Origin of the sequence: Ruminococcus sp. AF37-20, assembly GCF_003460465.1 — a bacterium.
Classification (GTDB): domain Bacteria; phylum Bacillota; class Clostridia; order Oscillospirales; family Ruminococcaceae; genus Hominimerdicola; species Hominimerdicola aceti.
Genome location: NZ_QTVE01000008.1, coordinates 1 through 17,215, shown reverse-complemented (window position 1 = coordinate 17,215; position 17,215 = coordinate 1). Strand labels below are relative to the sequence as shown.

The 17,215-nt window shown below is 34.9% G+C and carries 15 protein-coding genes; 1 reads left to right on the top strand and 14 read right to left on the bottom strand.

All coding sequences use genetic code 11. From position 1 onward, the window contains the following. Positions 1-5: 5 nt before the first annotated feature. The 14 genes from DW015_RS06765 to DW015_RS06695 all read right to left on the bottom strand — a co-directional run bounded on the left by DW015_RS06765 (position 6) and on the right by DW015_RS06695 (position 15,627). The gene (locus tag DW015_RS06765) at positions 6-464 is read right to left on the bottom strand and encodes an NUDIX hydrolase (protein ID WP_117905081.1); all 459 of its coding nucleotides are present in this window, start codon (positions 462-464) and stop codon (positions 6-8) included. Continuing rightward, on the bottom strand, positions 464-1,657 hold the full coding sequence (locus DW015_RS06760; protein ID WP_117905079.1) for an NAD-dependent epimerase/dehydratase family protein: 1,194 nt from the start codon (positions 1,655-1,657) through the stop codon (positions 464-466). The genes DW015_RS06765 and DW015_RS06760 overlap by 1 nt, the downstream gene beginning before the upstream one ends. A 13-nt stretch (positions 1,658-1,670) precedes the next feature. After that, positions 1,671-2,861, bottom strand: a complete 1,191-nt coding sequence (locus DW015_RS06755; protein ID WP_117905077.1) for a UDP-N-acetyl glucosamine 2-epimerase — start codon at positions 2,859-2,861, stop codon at positions 1,671-1,673. 39 nt (positions 2,862-2,900) lie between these two features. Then, positions 2,901-3,410 carry a hypothetical protein gene (locus DW015_RS06750; protein WP_117905075.1) on the bottom strand — a complete coding sequence of 170 codons (510 nt, stop codon included), beginning with the start codon at positions 3,408-3,410 and terminating at the stop codon, positions 2,901-2,903. 1 nt (position 3,411) lies between these two features. Then, on the bottom strand, positions 3,412-4,446 hold the full coding sequence (locus DW015_RS06745) for a polysaccharide biosynthesis protein (RefSeq protein ID WP_117905073.1): 1,035 nt from the start codon (positions 4,444-4,446) through the stop codon (positions 3,412-3,414). Positions 4,447-4,570: 124 nt separating this feature from the next. Beyond that, positions 4,571-5,803, bottom strand: coding sequence for a hypothetical protein (locus DW015_RS06740; protein WP_117905071.1), 1,233 nt, complete (start codon positions 5,801-5,803; stop codon positions 4,571-4,573). A 12-nt stretch (positions 5,804-5,815) separates the two neighbouring features. Further along, positions 5,816-6,586 (bottom strand): SGNH/GDSL hydrolase family protein, encoded by a 771-nt coding sequence (locus DW015_RS06735; protein ID WP_117905069.1) that lies wholly within the window; start codon positions 6,584-6,586, stop codon positions 5,816-5,818. Continuing rightward, entirely contained in the window at positions 6,583-8,010 is a 1,428-nt protein-coding gene (locus DW015_RS06730; protein ID WP_117905067.1) for an oligosaccharide flippase family protein, read from the bottom strand. The genes DW015_RS06735 and DW015_RS06730 overlap by 4 nt, the downstream gene beginning before the upstream one ends. A 28-nt stretch (positions 8,011-8,038) precedes the next feature. Further along, entirely contained in the window at positions 8,039-9,301 is a 1,263-nt protein-coding gene (locus DW015_RS06725) for a glycosyltransferase family 4 protein (RefSeq protein ID WP_117905065.1), read from the bottom strand. Then, on the bottom strand, positions 9,298-10,716 hold the full coding sequence (locus DW015_RS06720; protein WP_117905063.1) for an O-antigen polymerase: 1,419 nt from the start codon (positions 10,714-10,716) through the stop codon (positions 9,298-9,300). Before DW015_RS06720 ends, DW015_RS06725 begins: the two co-directional genes overlap by 4 nt. Positions 10,717-11,591: 875 nt before the next feature. Continuing rightward, complete coding sequence (locus DW015_RS06710; RefSeq protein ID WP_117905059.1) at positions 11,592-12,767, bottom strand: glycosyltransferase; 1,176 nt, start codon at positions 12,765-12,767, stop codon at positions 11,592-11,594. 12 nt (positions 12,768-12,779) lie between these two features. Next, positions 12,780-14,840, bottom strand: coding sequence for a sugar transferase (locus DW015_RS13740; protein ID WP_242993234.1), 2,061 nt, complete (start codon positions 14,838-14,840; stop codon positions 12,780-12,782). Between the two features lie 3 nt (positions 14,841-14,843). Beyond that, positions 14,844-15,341: a hypothetical protein gene (locus DW015_RS06700; RefSeq protein WP_242993233.1), complete on the bottom strand. Its 498-nt coding sequence runs from the start codon at positions 15,339-15,341 to the stop codon at positions 14,844-14,846. Positions 15,342-15,396: 55 nt separating this feature from the next. Further along, the gene (locus DW015_RS06695; protein WP_117905057.1) at positions 15,397-15,627 is read right to left on the bottom strand and encodes a hypothetical protein; all 231 of its coding nucleotides are present in this window, start codon (positions 15,625-15,627) and stop codon (positions 15,397-15,399) included. A gap of 266 nt (positions 15,628-15,893) precedes the next feature. On the opposite strand from DW015_RS06695, the gene DW015_RS06690 reads away from it, so the two are divergent. Then, positions 15,894-16,964 (top strand): site-specific integrase, encoded by a 1,071-nt coding sequence (locus DW015_RS06690; RefSeq protein ID WP_117905056.1) that lies wholly within the window; start codon positions 15,894-15,896, stop codon positions 16,962-16,964. Positions 16,965-17,215 lie beyond the last annotated feature (251 nt).

Here is a 17,215-nt window from a genome sequence, read left to right as displayed (position 1 = left end):
CTCCTTTAAGTTTTATTTTTGTTGATGTAATCTTCTATAGCAGGTCTATTTGGAGGGAAGATATCCTCTGGCAGGTCGCAGATATCCATAAATTTAAGCTGCGACACCTCAGAAGCCTGCATTTTAAGCTCTCCTGTATACTCGTGGCAGGTGTAGACGATATCAACGTTTGACACCTTATCGCCGTTTGGGTAAGTATACTGCATTTTTTCACCTGAATAGACGCCAAGCAGTTCGAGCTTTTTTGCTTTAAGACCTGTTTCCTCAAAAAGCTCTCTTTCGGCTGTTTGCTCAACAGACTCACCAAGCTCCACCGAGCCGCCTGCATATCCCCAGCTTCCGCAGTCTGTTCTCTGCTGCATGAGCATTTGTCCTGCTTGGTTTATTACTATTACGCTTGCTCCCACCTGCAGCAGTGGGGTGTGGCCTAGGTGCTGGCGGAGGAATTTTATGTATTCTGACATTACACAGGCTCCCCAAAAGTATCAGGGTGACTTGGATCAAATATCTCATTGCAGGTCATAACAGTAACAAGATCCTCGGTATCACTGAGATTGATAATGTTATGGGTCCAGCCAGGTATCATGTGGATAGCCTCGATCTTATCTCCACTGACCTCAAACTCAACTTTCTCTCCTGTGTTTATGTTACGCTCCTGTATCAGACCATGACCGTGGACAACTATGAAAAGCTCCCATTTTGAGTTGTGCCAATGCTGACCCTTTGTGATGCCCGCCTTGCTTATATTTATACTTACCTGTCCGCAATCCTCTGTATGAACAAGCTCAGTAAAACTGCCTCTGTTATCTACATTCATTTTCAGCGCATACTTGAATTTATCTGCAGGGAGATAAGTAAGATACAGACTATACAGTTTCTTGGCAAAAGAGCCCTTTGGCATTTTAGGCATAAGCAGGGTCTTAGGCTGCTGCTTAAATTCTTCAAGGAGATCTACCACCTCGCCCAAAGTTACCTTATGAGTAACAGGCACATAACAATATCTGCCCTTATCATTTGCGACAGGCGTTACGCCGTCAAACTCGCAATGCTTTTCCTTTCCCTCCAGGAGGGCAAACATACCCTCAACAAGGTCATCAATGTAAAGAAGCTCCAGCTCACTTGCTCTGTCGTTTATGGAATACGGCTCGTCATTAGCCACGCAGTAGCAAAGTGTTGATACAAAAGAATTGTACTTTGGTCTTGAATGACCCATAAGGTTAGGAAACCTATATATTGCGACCTTTGCTCCTGTTTCTGCGGCATATTTCCGGAAAAGCTCTTCACCTGCGAGCTTGCTTCTGCCGTATTCTCCGTCATATCGCCCTATGAGCGTTGCCTGTATGGAAGACGAGAGCATGATAGATGCCTTGTTATCATACTTTTTCAGAGTATCAAGAAGCTGTGACGCAAAACCAAAGTTCCCTTTCATGAAATCCTCAGTATTCTCAGTACGGTTTACCCCTGCAAGGTTGAAAACAAAGTCTGCTTCCTTGCAATACTCGTCAAGCTGTTCCTTTGTGGAATCTATATCATACTCATATATTTCTTCAATAGAAATATTCGGTCTTGTTCGATTTTTGTTATCTCTGATATTTTTCAGATTATTCACAAGGGCTGTTCCAACCATGCCCTTTGCGCCTGTAACCAATATCTTCATATTTCCACGTTCCTTACTGATCTTTTCTCCAGACCATTTTGTTGACTACATTAACATATCCCTGAATGATCCTTACGACTTTCATTGATACTGTTTCGTCCACATAGTCAGGACACGGCTTGCCGAGAACGCCTTTCTGCTTCATTTCGATAGCCATATCTGTAGCATTGAGCAGCTCTTTTGTTGTAATTCCTGCAAGGATAAAGTCCCCTGCTTCAAGTGCTTCAGGGCGCTCGGTAGAAGTACGGATACAAACTGCTGCGATAGGGTGACCTATTGAAAGATAGAAGCTGCTCTCCTCAGGAAGCGTGCCTGAGTCTGAAACGATAGCAAGTGCATTCATCTGCAAACAGTTATAGTCATTGAATCCCAGTGGCTCGTTTACTCTTACTCTAGGATCAAGTTTAAAGCCGCTCTTTTCAAGTCTATGCTTTGAACGCGGGTGGCAGGAATACAATATTGGCATATCATACTTTTCAGCCAGTGCGTTTATTGCAGTAAACAGACTTGTAAAGTTCTTTTCTGTGTCGATATTCTCCTCTCTGTGTGCAGAAAGAAGAATATACTTATCCTTTTCAAGACCCATACGTTCAAGAACGTCAGAAGCCTGAATCTTATCCAGATTACCACGAAGGACTTCCGCCATAGGCGAGCCTGTCATATATGTTCTTTCCTTTGGAAGTCCGGTATCAGCAAGATACTTTCTTGCAAACTCGGAATAGCAAAGATTTACGTCAGAGATAACGTCAACTATTCTTCTGTTTGTTTCCTCCGGGAGGCACTCGTCCTTACATCTGTTTCCTGCTTCCATATGAAAAAGCGGGATATGAAGTCTTTTAGCGGAGATAGCTGACAGACAGCTGTTTGTATCTCCAAGGACAAGATAAGCGTCAGGCTGCAATTCTGAAAGCAGTTTATAGCTTCTGCCGAAAATATTTCCGCAGGTAACGCCCAGATTATCGCCTACTACAGGAACAAGAATATCAGGGCCGAACTCGCCGAAAGTGTTTTTCAGCTCAAAATCCTCCCAGAAAACTGTACTGAGGTTGCGGTCCCAGTTCTGATTGTAATACACAACGCAGGTATCAAAATACTCACGGCATCTTCTTATTACAGCCGCCAGGCGAATGATCTCAGGGCGGGTGCCGCAGCCGATCATTACCTTTGTTCTGCCGTCATTTTTCCATTTAAAATTATGTTCCATATACTTTCCTCCCGAGGTCAGCCACGACCTTTGGTAAAATCATTTATTCACAGGATACTGTCTAAGCTGCACAACTTCTCCGGCTTCTATCTTACTCAGCGCTGCTATCCTATTTTCGCCTTTTACTATTGCTCCAAGGCAGATATGACAGCCTTGTTCGATCACACAGCCATGGTCCACGATAGCACCCAAATTGATGATACAGCCACGTTTCACTGTCACATCTGTATTGATAACAGCTTTCGGAAGCACCACAACGCCCTTTTCGATAGAAGCGGTAGGACTTACATAAGCTGTAGGATGCACAACAGTGGCAAGTCTGCCGTCTTCTCTAGTTATTTTATCGCACCAAGACAAGCGAAACTCGTTATTTCCAAAGGCAGGAATAAATTCCGTATCGTCAGCAATATATTTAGTAAAAGAATCAAGTGTGCGGTCGGCAAATCTATCGTCCAGCATAGCTATCACATCATAGCCCAGCTGTTCAGAAACGTCCTTTACAGTATTTGCATATCCGCCTGCACCGAGGATGACCAACTTCTTTGACATATCAATCCTCAGCCAATCTCTCCTGGATATATGCAAGCTTAAGCATTTTTTCCTTTATTTCTTCCTTATTAAGGAGCTTTGTATTATTACTATTGAACTCAGTAAGAGTATTTCTATCTGCGTCGCCATCTCTAAAGAACTTATCATAGTTCAGACCTCTATTATCGGCAGGGACACGATAGAAGCCGCCAAGGTCGATAGCCTTTGCGCACTCCTCATTGGTAAGAAGTGTTTCGTACATTTTCTCGCCATGGCGGATACCAATGACCTTGATATCCTCTTTTTTGCCGCCAAACATTTCAGTAACGGCTTCAGCCTGAAGACCGATAGAGCAAGCGGGGGCTTTCATGATAAGCAGGTCGCCGTTTTCACCGTTCTCAAAAGCATAGAGTACAAGGTCGACAGCTTCTTCAAGTGACATAATGAAACGAGTCATATTAGGCTCAGTTACAGTGATAGGGTTGTCTGCTTTGATCTGATCGATCCACAGAGGGATAACAGATCCACGAGAGCACATTACGTTACCATAACGAGTACAGCAGATTTTAGTTTTTCCGCTATATCTGCTTTTAGCGATAGCGACGCTTTCTTCAAGAGATTTTGACTTACCCATGGCATTGATAGGGTAGGCTGCTTTATCAGTTGAAAGGCATATTACTGCTTCAACGCCCGCCTCGATAGCGGCTGTCAGGACATTATCCGTACCGATAATATTAGTTTTTACGGCTTCCATTGGGAAAAACTCACAAGATGGTACCTGCTTGAGTGCAGCCGCATGGAATATGTAATCTACGCCATGCATAGCGTCCTTACAGGACTGCAAATTCCTTACGTCGCCTATGTAGAACTTGATCTTGTCCGCTACCTCAGGCATTTTCGCCTGATACTCATGACGCATATCGTCCTGCTTTTTCTCGTCTCTCGAAAATATTCTGATCTCTCCGATATCTGTTTCCAGAAATCTGTTTAATACTGCGTTTCCAAATGATCCCGTGCCTCCGGTTATCATTAGGGTTTTGTTTGTGAATAAAGACATGTTAACAAGCTCCTTTATCATAGTAAATTATTTACTACTTACCTAAACTATATTCTTTCATTTGTATCATGAAGTAATTACATATTTATCTTTTTTAAAACTTCAATTTTAAACATAAGTTCTTTTAATCATCATAATTTTTTTCTTTTAGAGAACTCATACAAAAAATTTTAAGATATGAATTTATTTTATCATCGCCCAGTTCTTCCATTATTGTTTTTTTGTTCCATTCTGTATCCGAGATAAAAAAATCATCACTCTTTTGCATTGTGTGTTTTATAGCTTTCTGCATTTTATGTATTCTTTTACATACAAACCAAATTTGAATTTTACTAAGTATCATTTTTAAGGAGTCCACGATTTCTTCGTCTTTAAGCTCCAAAATTTTTTGTGATAATTTCTTGTCAACATGTTTAAGATTTAAAGTTCCATCCGATAATAACAAAGAGGAACTTTCCCAATATGTTACTAAATTAATATTACTTGTAAGAAAAAACGTCATCGGTGCATCATTATCGAATGCTTCCAATGAATCTACTTCTCCCTTTGAATTTAATCGAACAAAATAATTTCCTGGTCTATGGTCTCTCTCATGGCAAATAGCATCCAATACATTTAAAGAATTACAATCTCGTTGAAATTTAGGCGTGATTTTCTGTTTTTCTGCATATGACATTTTTTTAGGTGCTACCCCAATAACAGCGGACATTAGTGTTCCAATTTTCTCATTACCATCAGGAAAAACTAGTTTAACCAATTCAGTCTCCGGTATTAGATATCCTAAGCCCAATAAATCAGCTATTTTTTTTGTTGCCAAAGATTTACTTGCATTAAAGCTTTGATATGATCCTTTTTTTAATCCAGCATTCAATCGATAAGAATAAATTTCTCCCCATAAATACTGAAACAAATCTTTCAATTCACTCAATTCAATATTTTCAAGTTCTTGTATTCCCCAAACTGAAATATCATTTGATTTAAAAAAATATGAAATCTTTGAAGAGTTATCATTAACTATACCCATTCTAAATAGTTTATTCATAACATCTTGCTTCATTAAAATACTCCGCACTTTAACAATTTCTATTTTTAATGAATTATTATCTTTTAACGAATCAACATATTCGTCAATTAAATTTCCAAGATACTCTTCAAATTCTACATGTTTCTTACATTCTCTAAAATAATATTCTTTATTTTGGATGTTCAGCTTACAAATATTGAATGTTGTATTTTTTTCAATCAATAAATTCTTATATTCAACTGAAATAATACGTTTAACATCATTTGCTTCGATTGGCAAAGGTTTATATATCGTTTTACAAAGAAAATACAACAAATTTTGTTTTATATTCATGTTTATCGCATCCTATTTTTTATTTAATTTTATAATTTGAGATATTTTATCTCCAATAATACTTCCCATCCATTGATATCCATATATACTTGGATGAAAATGATCATCTCCATAAATTGACGGATTTTCTTTCCATCCTAACTGCTCTTGGCACGAATAAATATCAAAAAAATGTGTGTTTTCCTGCTCTGAGCATATTTTAGATATAATATCTCTATATTGTTTCAAATTATAATTTGAGCCTGGAAAGAATTTTTCATCTACATATACAGGAGAAATTGCCAAAATTTCTTTATCTGAAAAATTTCTCACAAAATCTCTATAATATTTTTCGAATGTTTCCTCATCAACCCAAGAATAAACTTTACAAAATTTCATCAAAACTTTTTTTAAATGCCATCGAATCCATGAATCAATATGTTCTGGTATATATCTCCACCGCTTTTTTGAATAAAAAGGTCGTGGATCTAACATACCATTCAACTTATAACGCTTAGGTAAGCACTTCCAAAAAACGCCTTCTGGCTTCGGTCTTATCAAAGCATCTACACTGCCCATAAAAAGAAGTATAATATCCGGATCACTTTTAATAATATCTTCAATAATTTCATTAGCATATATTATTGTTTTTCCAGTCACTGCTAAGTTCTCTAGATTACATATTACACCTGTTAAATTCTCTATTTTATTTTTTAAGCTTTCACAATAATTAATTTTTTTCTTTCCTAACCCCTGACTTATACTATCTCCAATAATAGTTACTTTAATAACACTTTTATTCATGTTTTGTTTCCTTTTTTCATTAATGTTAAAATAATTTTCTTTAGCATTTCGTCTTTTGTTAACAGTAAAATAACAATATACATCAATACTCCTATAAATATCTGCACTAAAGTGATATACCAAGTGCTTCCTAAAGTTCTCAAAAAATAGCACATACAAAACATTAATAATGATGCTAATAGATATTTTGATGAAGACAAAAACGCCATTTTTACGCTTATTTGTTTTCTCATTACAGAGTATTGAATAATTACAGAAATAAGTGCCGATAAAAGCGTCGCAATTGCAGCACCTTTATATTGCCATATAGGAATTAGAATGGCATTTATAATAATATTTAAAATCGCAGCTGCCATATAAGATATAGTCATAATTCGAGTTTGATTGGTAGCTGTAAAATATTGATTTCCTGATATATTAGCAAGCGAATTAAGTACGATAATAGGTGCAATAATTACTATTGCTGATGCAACGGGTAAAAATTCACTTCCTAAAAACCAAGGGATAAACGTTTTTGAAATCGACATCAATCCAAACATCATCGGTAATGAAGCAAATAATGAAAATTTAATAACTATTTGAATAGTTTTTTCTATTTCTTTATGATGGTTATTCCTAAAATCTGTAGCCAATTTAGGCATTATAACTGTTCCTAAAGCTGTTATAAGTGCTAACGGAATAGAAACTATCTTTTCTGCCTGATCATAAAAGGCTACTTGACTTGTATCTGACATTGCTTTCAACATGATTTTATCAACTTGTAAATACATAATAGTTGCTATCTGTGGTAAAAATAACAACAATGATCCTTTTATGTGTTTATACATATTTCTTAAATCAAAATGCTCGTAATTAATATATTTTTTTAATTGAAAAATCAAACTCAATGTCGTAACAAGAGTCGCAACAGAGAAAATAGCAAAATAAATCCATAAATCATTTGAATTTTTCACAAGCAAAAAAACGCCAATTACTGTAATGAGTTTTGCTGCAAAATTTCTCAAAGCTACAATCTTCATCTCTTCAAGACCTATCATCAACCATGACGTATCTATGAATGTTGAAAAAATTAAAATATACTGGATTGAAAAATATAATTTATATGAAGATTGTAGGATAATTATCCAATATGGTATAGAAATAATCAAAAGTAATATAAGTCTAAGTATATTAATATCGGCAAAAACTTTATCAAGTTTTCTTTTTTCAATTCTAGAATAAGCAACTTCCCGTGCACCATAATTATTAAGTCCAATCAAGCCTAAATTTGTTATAATACTACTAACTGAGCAAATATAACTATATATTCCTAATGCTTTAGATCCTAATGTCTTTGCAAGGTATGGGGCTGTTATAAGTGGAACAATTACTAAAAATACTTGATAGATCAAATTATATATATAATTTTTTACTAGTTTTTTCATAAATTAACGTTTCTCACTTTATATTATTTTAATTTTGAGTAAGATATTTTAGTATATCTAAGATCTTTTGATTATACTGTTCCCAAGTCATCTTCTTTATTGTGCGTACTGCATTATCAGACATCGTTTGAATTTTTTCACGATTATCAGCAAACCATAACATTTTTTCATATAAAGCCTCTGTAGACTGTATAGGAATTACGTATCCATTAATTCCATCCTCAATTAAATCAGCAATGCCAGAATTTTCGCTTGCGATAACAGGGCATCCCGCTGCCATTCCCTCAGCCGCCGCAAACCCAAAGCCGTCACTCAAAGAAGGAAACAAAAGTATGTCTGTTTCTGACAATATTTCTGGTATCTTGGAGTGTAACTGTTGTCCCCAATACTTTATGTTTCCTCTATATTTTTTCTTTATATCCTGTACCAAATTATCCTTTCCCACAATATTAAGTTTTGTATCCTTATTCGATAATCTTGTAAAAGCTTCCAATACATAAGACAAACCTTTAGCTTGTCTTGTTCCTCCCATAAAAGTGAATACTAACTCATCTGTTTTGCCAATATGTTTTTCTTCATAATTTAAGCTATCCATTCCATACGGACACACAAAAACATTTTTTTTGGGAACTCCTACTGCAACGTATGATTTCTTCGAAAATTCAGATGCTGCAATAATATAATCTGCTCGTTTTGCTTCATCAATATAATAATTTTGTCTTTCATCATTTAATGTAAATGAAATTTCCTGTTTTAACTTTTCCGCAAATTCCGGTGAACATTTCATATCTTTTTCAAATATTTTCTTTTGATACGAAAGATTTGCTGCTGAAGCATCCATCACCTTAATAATTCTTTTTTTAGCATAATGATCAATGTATTCATAGCATTTTTGAGAAAAAGTATCATATGTAATAATAATATCAATATCATTTTTTATAGCATATTTTGCCATTTTCAATCCAAAAACATCGCCTAAATAGCATGTCATCTTTTGGAAATATTTTTGTGATTTATCATAATGTGCTAAAAAGATTCTAAATAATCCCAATATAGAGCAAAAAGTGATAACTTGAGAGTCTTCCAAAAGTTCACTTTTACGTGCATTTGCTCTTTCCTTATTTTTGGATGATAAAATTGCTTTTACAATTCTCATAAAAAATGAATTTTTCTTATCATAAACCGTTGTTGCATAAATCAAATCATATTTTGAATCATTTAAAATTGCCTCAGCTAATTTTAATGAATGCTGTTTTCCAGGATGTCCTACTAAAACTTTAATTTTCTTCATATTCTTTTTATTCCCTTTAAAAATTTAATAAATAATAACGGTAAAACAAAAAATATAACCATATAAAAATTTGATGGTGTATATCCCCTAATCACAATCTGAAAATTTGATAATAGCAAAATACTATACATAATTTTATCAAATTTTGAGTATGATAGCCCATATCTATTCAACCAACTTTTATTCAAGTATCCATATAAAAACATAAAAATAACAACACCAGCACTGCCAAATTCGATATAGAACTCACCAATAATAGGATATGCTGTTCCTGATAAAAAAGCACTTTCTGAAATAGCATCTCTTATTAAATATAAACCTGCCGATGTTTCCGGTTTTGATTTCCAAATGATTCTTGGAACGAACATAAATGCTGTATAAAGGAAAATCTGTTGTCCATGCAAATAATTAGTTTCTTGGGGAACATAGCCAACTAATGCATAGTATGTTTTATATATACGAAAATTATCTTTAACCTGTTCTAAAGCAGCATCCCAATTAACCATATCATTCGAAATACCACCACCATATCTAACACTATTTCTTGCCGCTGCAACAAATCCAACAAATATGATCATTACTATAATAGCAGCTGTTATCGTTACAAATTTGGGACGTTTTTGTTTATATAAATACACAAAGACAATGGGAGCCAATACAAATATAATAATAATAAATCTATACCCTCTAATGTAATAAATAAAAACTGTTAAAATAAATGTTATTACTTTCAAACTTTTATTCTTTCCATAAACAAAATACAGCATCCATGCACCAACAAGGCAATAGCTGAACATGGATAATGCTCCTAACATTTTTCGAGATTCTAATAAATCCCCGTTTCCAGTTAAACCCCCTGTTAAAATGAAGGCAAGACTTTTTCCTGACAAAAGAAGAAATAGTACAGATATAAAATAACAAACTATCCAAAAAATTACTGCCACTTTTGTATAATAAGCATCATCTTCCATTTCTTCTGGTTTTTTCTTAACTTTATATCTCAATTTATTATAGGAAAAAGTAGCAAACGAAAATCTTTCTACTCTATATCCTATAAAAAAGCCTAAATATCCTGCAATAGCAATCCAAGTTCCCTTGACTCCAAAAGATGTATAATTTCCTCCAAACCAATTCAAATTATCTTCATAAACATCAATCATAGGTTCAAAGATAAACAGCATCATATATAAAATTGAAATAAATGTAATAGGTTCAAAAAAATCTCCCCCACTTGTTCCGATATGAATTATTAAACAAATTCCAATAATCACATATGCTGCAATACATGCACTAAACAATTTTTTTGCATCATATGTAGTATCTATTACCATCGAAATTATTAATAAAAAAAAGAAAATAGATATATATACTAACAAAGCTAATAAAAATCTGCTTTTTTTATTTTTTTTAACCATTTTTCCATTTATATGATAATTGGCAAGTTAATTATCAGGTGTTTCCTTTCTTTTAATAATGTAGTTAAATACATTCAGATAATGCGAACTTTTTATTTTGCACCGTAGTTCTACCCACACGTAGGAGTGTATTGCGACTACATTTATCCGAATTGTTTATATCTAGATATTATCAGAGTAATCTGGGGACTTATTTCCATCACGTCTATGATGATAATCGCTGCTGGAATTTCACGTTAGCAAACTTTAGAAATGCAAATACAACATCATGATTTATGTAGACATCGACATTGCCCAAGTCTATTACTTTTCTTCAGCCATACCTTCCGATGGAGAAAAACTAATCAAATCGTCCAAATTTACAAATGGCAATAATGGCTTCCAAATGCTGATTTCCAAGATAGATTCTCCAGACAAAAACAGCCTCATCATTTGTCTTGAATTGACGGCACACTACAGCAACAATCATGTTCAATATCTTATTGCTTAGAATAACAAAGTCAAGATGTTTAAATGTGAATCTAAAGTTTTCAAATATGCACTTGTTAATGCAGTTCACAATGTTGTTAAAAACAATGCCACCTCAAGGCTTACTATGATTTCAAATTGGTTGAAAATCGGAGCCACTCTAATGTCCTTGTGTACTATGCCAACAAACTCGTTAGAATCATCTAGAAAATGATAACTGACGATGCGTAATTTAATTGCAATTAAGTAGTCTTGATATCTACATCATAGATTTGTTTAAAATCGCCCACCATGGAGCCTTATTAAGATTACCTAATTTACTGCAAAAAAGATTTTTAAATTTACAGCCAATTTAAAATTGACTTTTCATAGCTGTCTTCCTTAATTATGTATTAATCTTTATTTTTTTATTTACTAATATATAATTTCAAATATTTTTTTACCACGTTCTTGCAATCAATATTAATTTTTTTTCGTTCAATGCTCTCTATTTTCTCAATAGCATTAATCAATTGATCGACATTTTGGTGGTTAACACTCAAACCATATATTTTCGCACTCTCCACACTTCCCCCCGTATCATAAGTAATAACTGGGGTACCACAAGCCTGAGCCTCAAGATTTACCGTCGGATAATTATCCTCATAAGTCAAATTCAAGAATACATCAGCCGCAGTATAGATCTCAGCCAACTCGACCGCACTGTTCGTCCTTGATATCTTTATAATGTTGTCAGGCACTTCCTTTATCTGCTTTTCAGATAAACCGACAAGTACGATTTTATAATCATCATCAAGCATTTTTGACAACTTAACAAAATCATTTAATCCCTTGCGTTCGTCCCAAACAGCAGCTACACCAAGAAGAACTTTTTTATCTTCAATATGATATCTCTTCCTAAAATCACTTGGTGTCGGTTTAAAGATACTTGTATCAATGCCATTATTTATAACTTCAACAGGATAATCTTTCAAAAATGACTCTTTGACCAATCCCGCCAACCATTTTGACGGAGTAACCAACGTCATATTTTTTACCCCAGTAAAAGCTGACTTTTTTCTTTTGAAATTAGTTTCAACATTGCCGTTGAAATTACAAGTAGGGTAACTCTTAAGTTGAGGACAACACTTACACTGCGTCTTCCATTTATCACAATTTGCAGCAGTAAAATATGCACAATGCCCTGTAAATGCCCAACAGTCATGCAATGTCCAGATAACTTTCATCTGTGGTCTTGACTTTATCCAGTCAAAAAGCATTTCAACATTTATGTAATATCCATGGATATTATGCAAATGCAGGATATCAGGATCATACTTATCTGCCCACTTCAAAAAATCAGCAGTGGCTTTCTTTGAGCCAAATCCATGAGTATCAAACAGCCTCGTTTGAATCGCATGGATCTTATTATCAATATCCGTACCGATCCTAACGGCATACTTCTGATATTTTTCCGGCACTGTTTCTCTGCCGTAGGCAATCTTTACCTCATACCCATTTTCAACAAGCACTTCTGCAAGGTCAGTGCAAATTCGTCCCGTACTGCGTATCCCACATACGGAATTTATCATTAATACTTTCACAATATAACCCTTTTAAATCAAGTTAAACTCCAACTTATCCATGAAAAGCATTTTATCAAAATTCTCTTCATAATATCTTCGAGCATTCTTACCCATTTCTAATATGTTATCACTACTAATGAATTTTTTGATATTTTCTGCCAATTCCGCTTCATCATCAGCTTTTCCGCAAAATCCACACTTTGCTTCTGCAATCACAACTCTTGTTTCACCGTCAATAGCCCCTATTATTGGCTTTCCTGCAGCCATGTAAGATTGTACTTTGCCTGGAAGCGTCAGACTCAAAATTGGGTCAGAAGCTAATGTTACAAGCATTGCATCTGCCATTGCATATAATTTCGGCATTTCCTCAAGAGAGCGTCTTCCATAAAAAATCACATTATCTAAATCTTTTCCCATATCTTTAAGTCTATCAAGATCCGTGCCACCACCGACTATATGAAAAACGACCGGCTCCTTTTTCAATATTTCTGCTGCTCTTATTATCGTTTCAATAGACTGAATCTCACCGATATTTCCTGCAAACATAAAGTTGTATACCCCGTCATCTGGTTTTGGAGATAGACAACCAAATAAGTCCTCAGCATACTGAGGAAGATATTTAAGCTTATCTTCATTTATTTCAAATTCTGAAGTCAAGTAGTCAGAAAACATACGGCTTGTAATAAGGATTTTATCCATTTTTCTGTATATTCTCTCACTTACATAATGAAAATATTTGTAAATGATCGAACTTCTTGTAATACCTCCTGCTATTAAGCTTTCAGGCCATAAATCAAGACAATACATTACAATAGGAACTTTATATTTATTCTTATAAGCAATAGCTGCATCTGCCATCATTACTGGACTAAGTTGATTGCAAAAAACAACATCAAATGGCTTTCCATCTGAAGCAACACAATCCTTGGAAAGAACATATGACGTAGATGATGCCGCATAGCTGTAGTAATTCAGCAATCGCTTAATAGATCCGGTCTGACGAGGAATTGTATAACACCGATGCACTCTAACGCCATTGATCACCTCATCAATATGTTTACCCTTTCCATAACCCTCGTAAATAATTCCTTCTGGATAATTTGGATAGCCAGTAACAACTTGAACTTCATGCCCACGTCGTACCATTTCTTCGCATATATCAGAAACACGAAACGGTTCAGGCTTATAGTATTGACAAACCACCAATATTTTTTTCTTTGCGTCTAAGGTACTTTCAGTCTGAGTTTTCTTCATCTCACCCGTTCCACCCTCAACAACAGAATCATCCTTACCAAACACATGAAGCGAGCCGAGAAAAACCTTAGCGTCCATTATCGGACCAAGTTTTCTAACATACTCGCCGTCAAGATTAGCTTTTTCAGGTATCTCAAGCTCATCACGGCCATTTATCTGCGCCCAGCCTGTAAGTCCAGGCTTTACGTCATTTGCGCCGTATTTGTCCCTTTCCGCAGTAAGCAGATCCTGATTCCAAAGTCCCGGACGAGGACCTATTACGGACATATTGCCTATGAAAATATCCCAGATCTGTGGAAGCTCATCAAGGCTATGCGCCCTTATAAATTTGCCGACCTTGGTTATGTACTGATCAGGATTGTCGAGCATATGCGTAGGCACATCATGCGGAGTACACATTTTCATAGATCTGAATTTATGTAGCTTGAAGTACTTTTTATTCTGCCCTACTCTTTTCTGAGTAAAAAATACAGGACCCGGATCTTCGATTTTTATTGCTAAAGCTGTCAAAGCGAAAACAGGGCTAAGAACAACAAGTCCTCCAAAAGAAAGCACAATGTCAATGCCTCTCTTTATGTATCTTTCGTATAAGCCTGGCTTGTGGTCGCAATCACCTATAGCCTCGAGGTGACCTCTTATGCCATCAGCATTTTCCTTATCATTCTCGTCTTTCACAAAAATGACTTTTTTACCCTCAAGAGGATTTTTCTGCTCTGGCTCATTATCATAAACAGTATCTCTTTTTTTACGCTTTGACACGATACTGAGTATTACAAAAGCCACAGCTAAAACAGCCACAGACTTTCCTATAAACCTTTTGACTTTTTTCTTATCCATACTCTACTTCTCTCCAGTAAAAACCAATCCGTAATCAACTTTAGTGCCTTTATGCACAATAACACCTGATGCTATGATTGCTCCACAATTTATATGACAAGTGTCTTCTACAACACTGTTGTGATTTACAACCGCTCCAGCAGAAATAAAACATCCGTCGCCAATTCTGACATCAGTATATATGACCGCTTTGGGTTCGATCACACAGCCACTCCCAATCATTGCTGAAGGTGAAATATATGCGTCAGGGTGAATGATCGTTGCAAGCTCATATCCACACTGTTTCAACAAAGTCAGATATTTTTCTCGCACATCTGCTTTTCCAATCGCTACTATCGCAATTTTATACTCACTTACCCACTTTGAAATATTGTTTGTACTGTCAATAGCGACAGCATTGTTGTCATCCAAAAAATCAATTTTGTCAAATCGGCCTGTTGTCAGAGCTATCTCTCTGACAACCATGCCATACTGTCCTGCACCTATAATTAACAAATTCAAGCTTTATTCTCCAATATTGATATTACATTTATACTTCAAGTCATAACCATATCGCCTAAAAGAACCCAACGTCCTTATCCTGACACCAATCAGTGCTGTTTATTTCAGCCTCTTTCAGAACAATGATTATTCTTTCATTCTCTGCATAGATCCTATCAATAACATATCTCTTATCAAATTGAGCTTTTGATAATTCAATACCTGAACAGTACTCAAGCTTTTGATCACCTGTGCAGACAACTATTTTGGAACTAATCTTTTTTACTATCGGGTCGATCTTGTACATTGCCAGTTATCCCCTTTTCGTCAAATTCTCTATTTTACGAAAAAAGCTTGTCATAATAATATGCACTTTAAAATCGAAAATATAGGATATATAATTTAATAACAGATGCACATAAGCTCAAAAGTAAATTTTTGTTTACCTATGTTATTATACACCTTATTACTGTATTTGTCAATAAGTATGAACAAAAAATGTAGAAATAGAATTAAAAACAGCAAAACTTACAATATATATGAAAAAACTTACTGAAATTTGGAGGATTTAAGATGAATTATCGAAATGTTTATCTCAGAAAAGACGGAAGATATGAGGGAAGGGTATTTTTGGATACCTCAGGATCAAAACGAAAATATCATGCTTTTTTCGGCAAAACGCATGATGAAGTAATTGCAAAGATGAAAAAATATTACATTGATCTTATATCTAAAACACAAATAAGAAAAACATTCACAGAAGTGTATGATGAATGGTTTGGCACTGTCACAATACGCATAAAAGAATCAACCGCTGCAAATTATATTTTAAAAGTTGACAAACATATTCTGCCTTTCTTTGGGCAGAAATGTATATGTAAAATAACCAATGACGATATATATGATTTTATCAGAAGAAAACAGCAGGAAAATCTCTCAAATCGTTATATTACTGACATTTTGGTTCTTATGAAATCTATTTTCAAATATGCGTATAAAACTTATAAGATAGATAATATAATGGACGGTATTGTAATGCCGAAGAAACACAGAGTTGGAATAAGAATATTGAATGACGATGAAGACAAAAAGCTGTGTGATATACTGGCTCAAAAGAATGATCTTACATCCATAGGAATTTATCTTTCAAGAGTAACGGGTTTACGAATAGGTGAACTTTGTGCCTTAAAATGGGGAAACATTGACATTGAACAGGGTATCATAAGTGTGAATAAGACTTTACAAAGAATACAAGTAAAGAATGGGCTATACAAAACTAAGCTTATGCTTGCAGAACCGAAAAGCGAGTCTTCAAAAAGAAAAATTCCCATTCCAAAATGTGTTTTAGAGCTTTTGAAAAACAACAGAGGAGATAATGATAATTACATACTTTCTAACAAGAAAAAGCCAATAGAACCAAGGACGATACAATATAGGTTTGCCAAGATTTTAAAAAACGGAAATTTGCCGTCAGTACATTTTCATGCTATAAGACATTTCTTTGCCACAAATTGCATAAAACTCGGCTTTGATGTAAAAACTTTGTCAGAAATACTGGGACATAGTAATGTAAGTATTACACTTGATCGCTATGTTCACTCGTCTTTTGAGCAGAAAGCGGAATATATGAATCGTATAAGGTAACATATAAAATTGCAACAAGATAATTGAATATTTTCGTAAAATAGAGGATTTGACGAAATTCGACAGAGCAAAGCTTAAAAAGTATCGTAAAATAGTTATTTATTGTTATACGAATAACGTAATTTTGCCGTCAAAAGCACATCATGATGAATCATAAAGTAACAAAATAAAAAGCTCTTAGATCGTCCCTGTGATCTAAGAGCTTGGGTATGAAAAATAAACTGTGTAAATGAATTTCCCACAAAAATTTT

Excerpts from the sequence above, each read along its gene's own strand:
- DW015_RS06765 (WP_117905081.1), bottom strand. The coding sequence starts at position 464 with ATGTCAGAATACATAAAATTCCTCCGCCAGCACCTAGGCCACACCCCA.
- DW015_RS06760 (WP_117905079.1), bottom strand. The coding sequence starts at position 1,657 with ATGAAGATATTGGTTACAGGCGCAAAGGGCATGGTTGGAACAGCCCTT.
- DW015_RS06755 (WP_117905077.1), bottom strand. The coding sequence starts at position 2,861 with ATGGAACATAATTTTAAATGGAAAAATGACGGCAGAACAAAGGTAATG.
- DW015_RS06750 (WP_117905075.1), bottom strand. The coding sequence starts at position 3,410 with ATGTCAAAGAAGTTGGTCATCCTCGGTGCAGGCGGATATGCAAATACT.
- DW015_RS06745 (WP_117905073.1), bottom strand. The coding sequence starts at position 4,446 with ATGTCTTTATTCACAAACAAAACCCTAATGATAACCGGAGGCACGGGA.
- DW015_RS06740 (WP_117905071.1), bottom strand. The coding sequence starts at position 5,803 with ATGAATATAAAACAAAATTTGTTGTATTTTCTTTGTAAAACGATATAT.
- DW015_RS06735 (WP_117905069.1), bottom strand. The coding sequence starts at position 6,586 with ATGAATAAAAGTGTTATTAAAGTAACTATTATTGGAGATAGTATAAGT.
- DW015_RS06730 (WP_117905067.1), bottom strand. The coding sequence starts at position 8,010 with ATGAAAAAACTAGTAAAAAATTATATATATAATTTGATCTATCAAGTA.
- DW015_RS06725 (WP_117905065.1), bottom strand. The coding sequence starts at position 9,301 with ATGAAGAAAATTAAAGTTTTAGTAGGACATCCTGGAAAACAGCATTCA.
- DW015_RS06720 (WP_117905063.1), bottom strand. The coding sequence starts at position 10,716 with ATGGTTAAAAAAAATAAAAAAAGCAGATTTTTATTAGCTTTGTTAGTA.
- DW015_RS13740 (WP_242993234.1), bottom strand. The coding sequence starts at position 14,840 with ATGGATAAGAAAAAAGTCAAAAGGTTTATAGGAAAGTCTGTGGCTGTT.
- DW015_RS06695 (WP_117905057.1), bottom strand. The coding sequence starts at position 15,627 with ATGTACAAGATCGACCCGATAGTAAAAAAGATTAGTTCCAAAATAGTT.
- DW015_RS06690 (WP_117905056.1), top strand. The coding sequence starts at position 15,894 with ATGAATTATCGAAATGTTTATCTCAGAAAAGACGGAAGATATGAGGGA.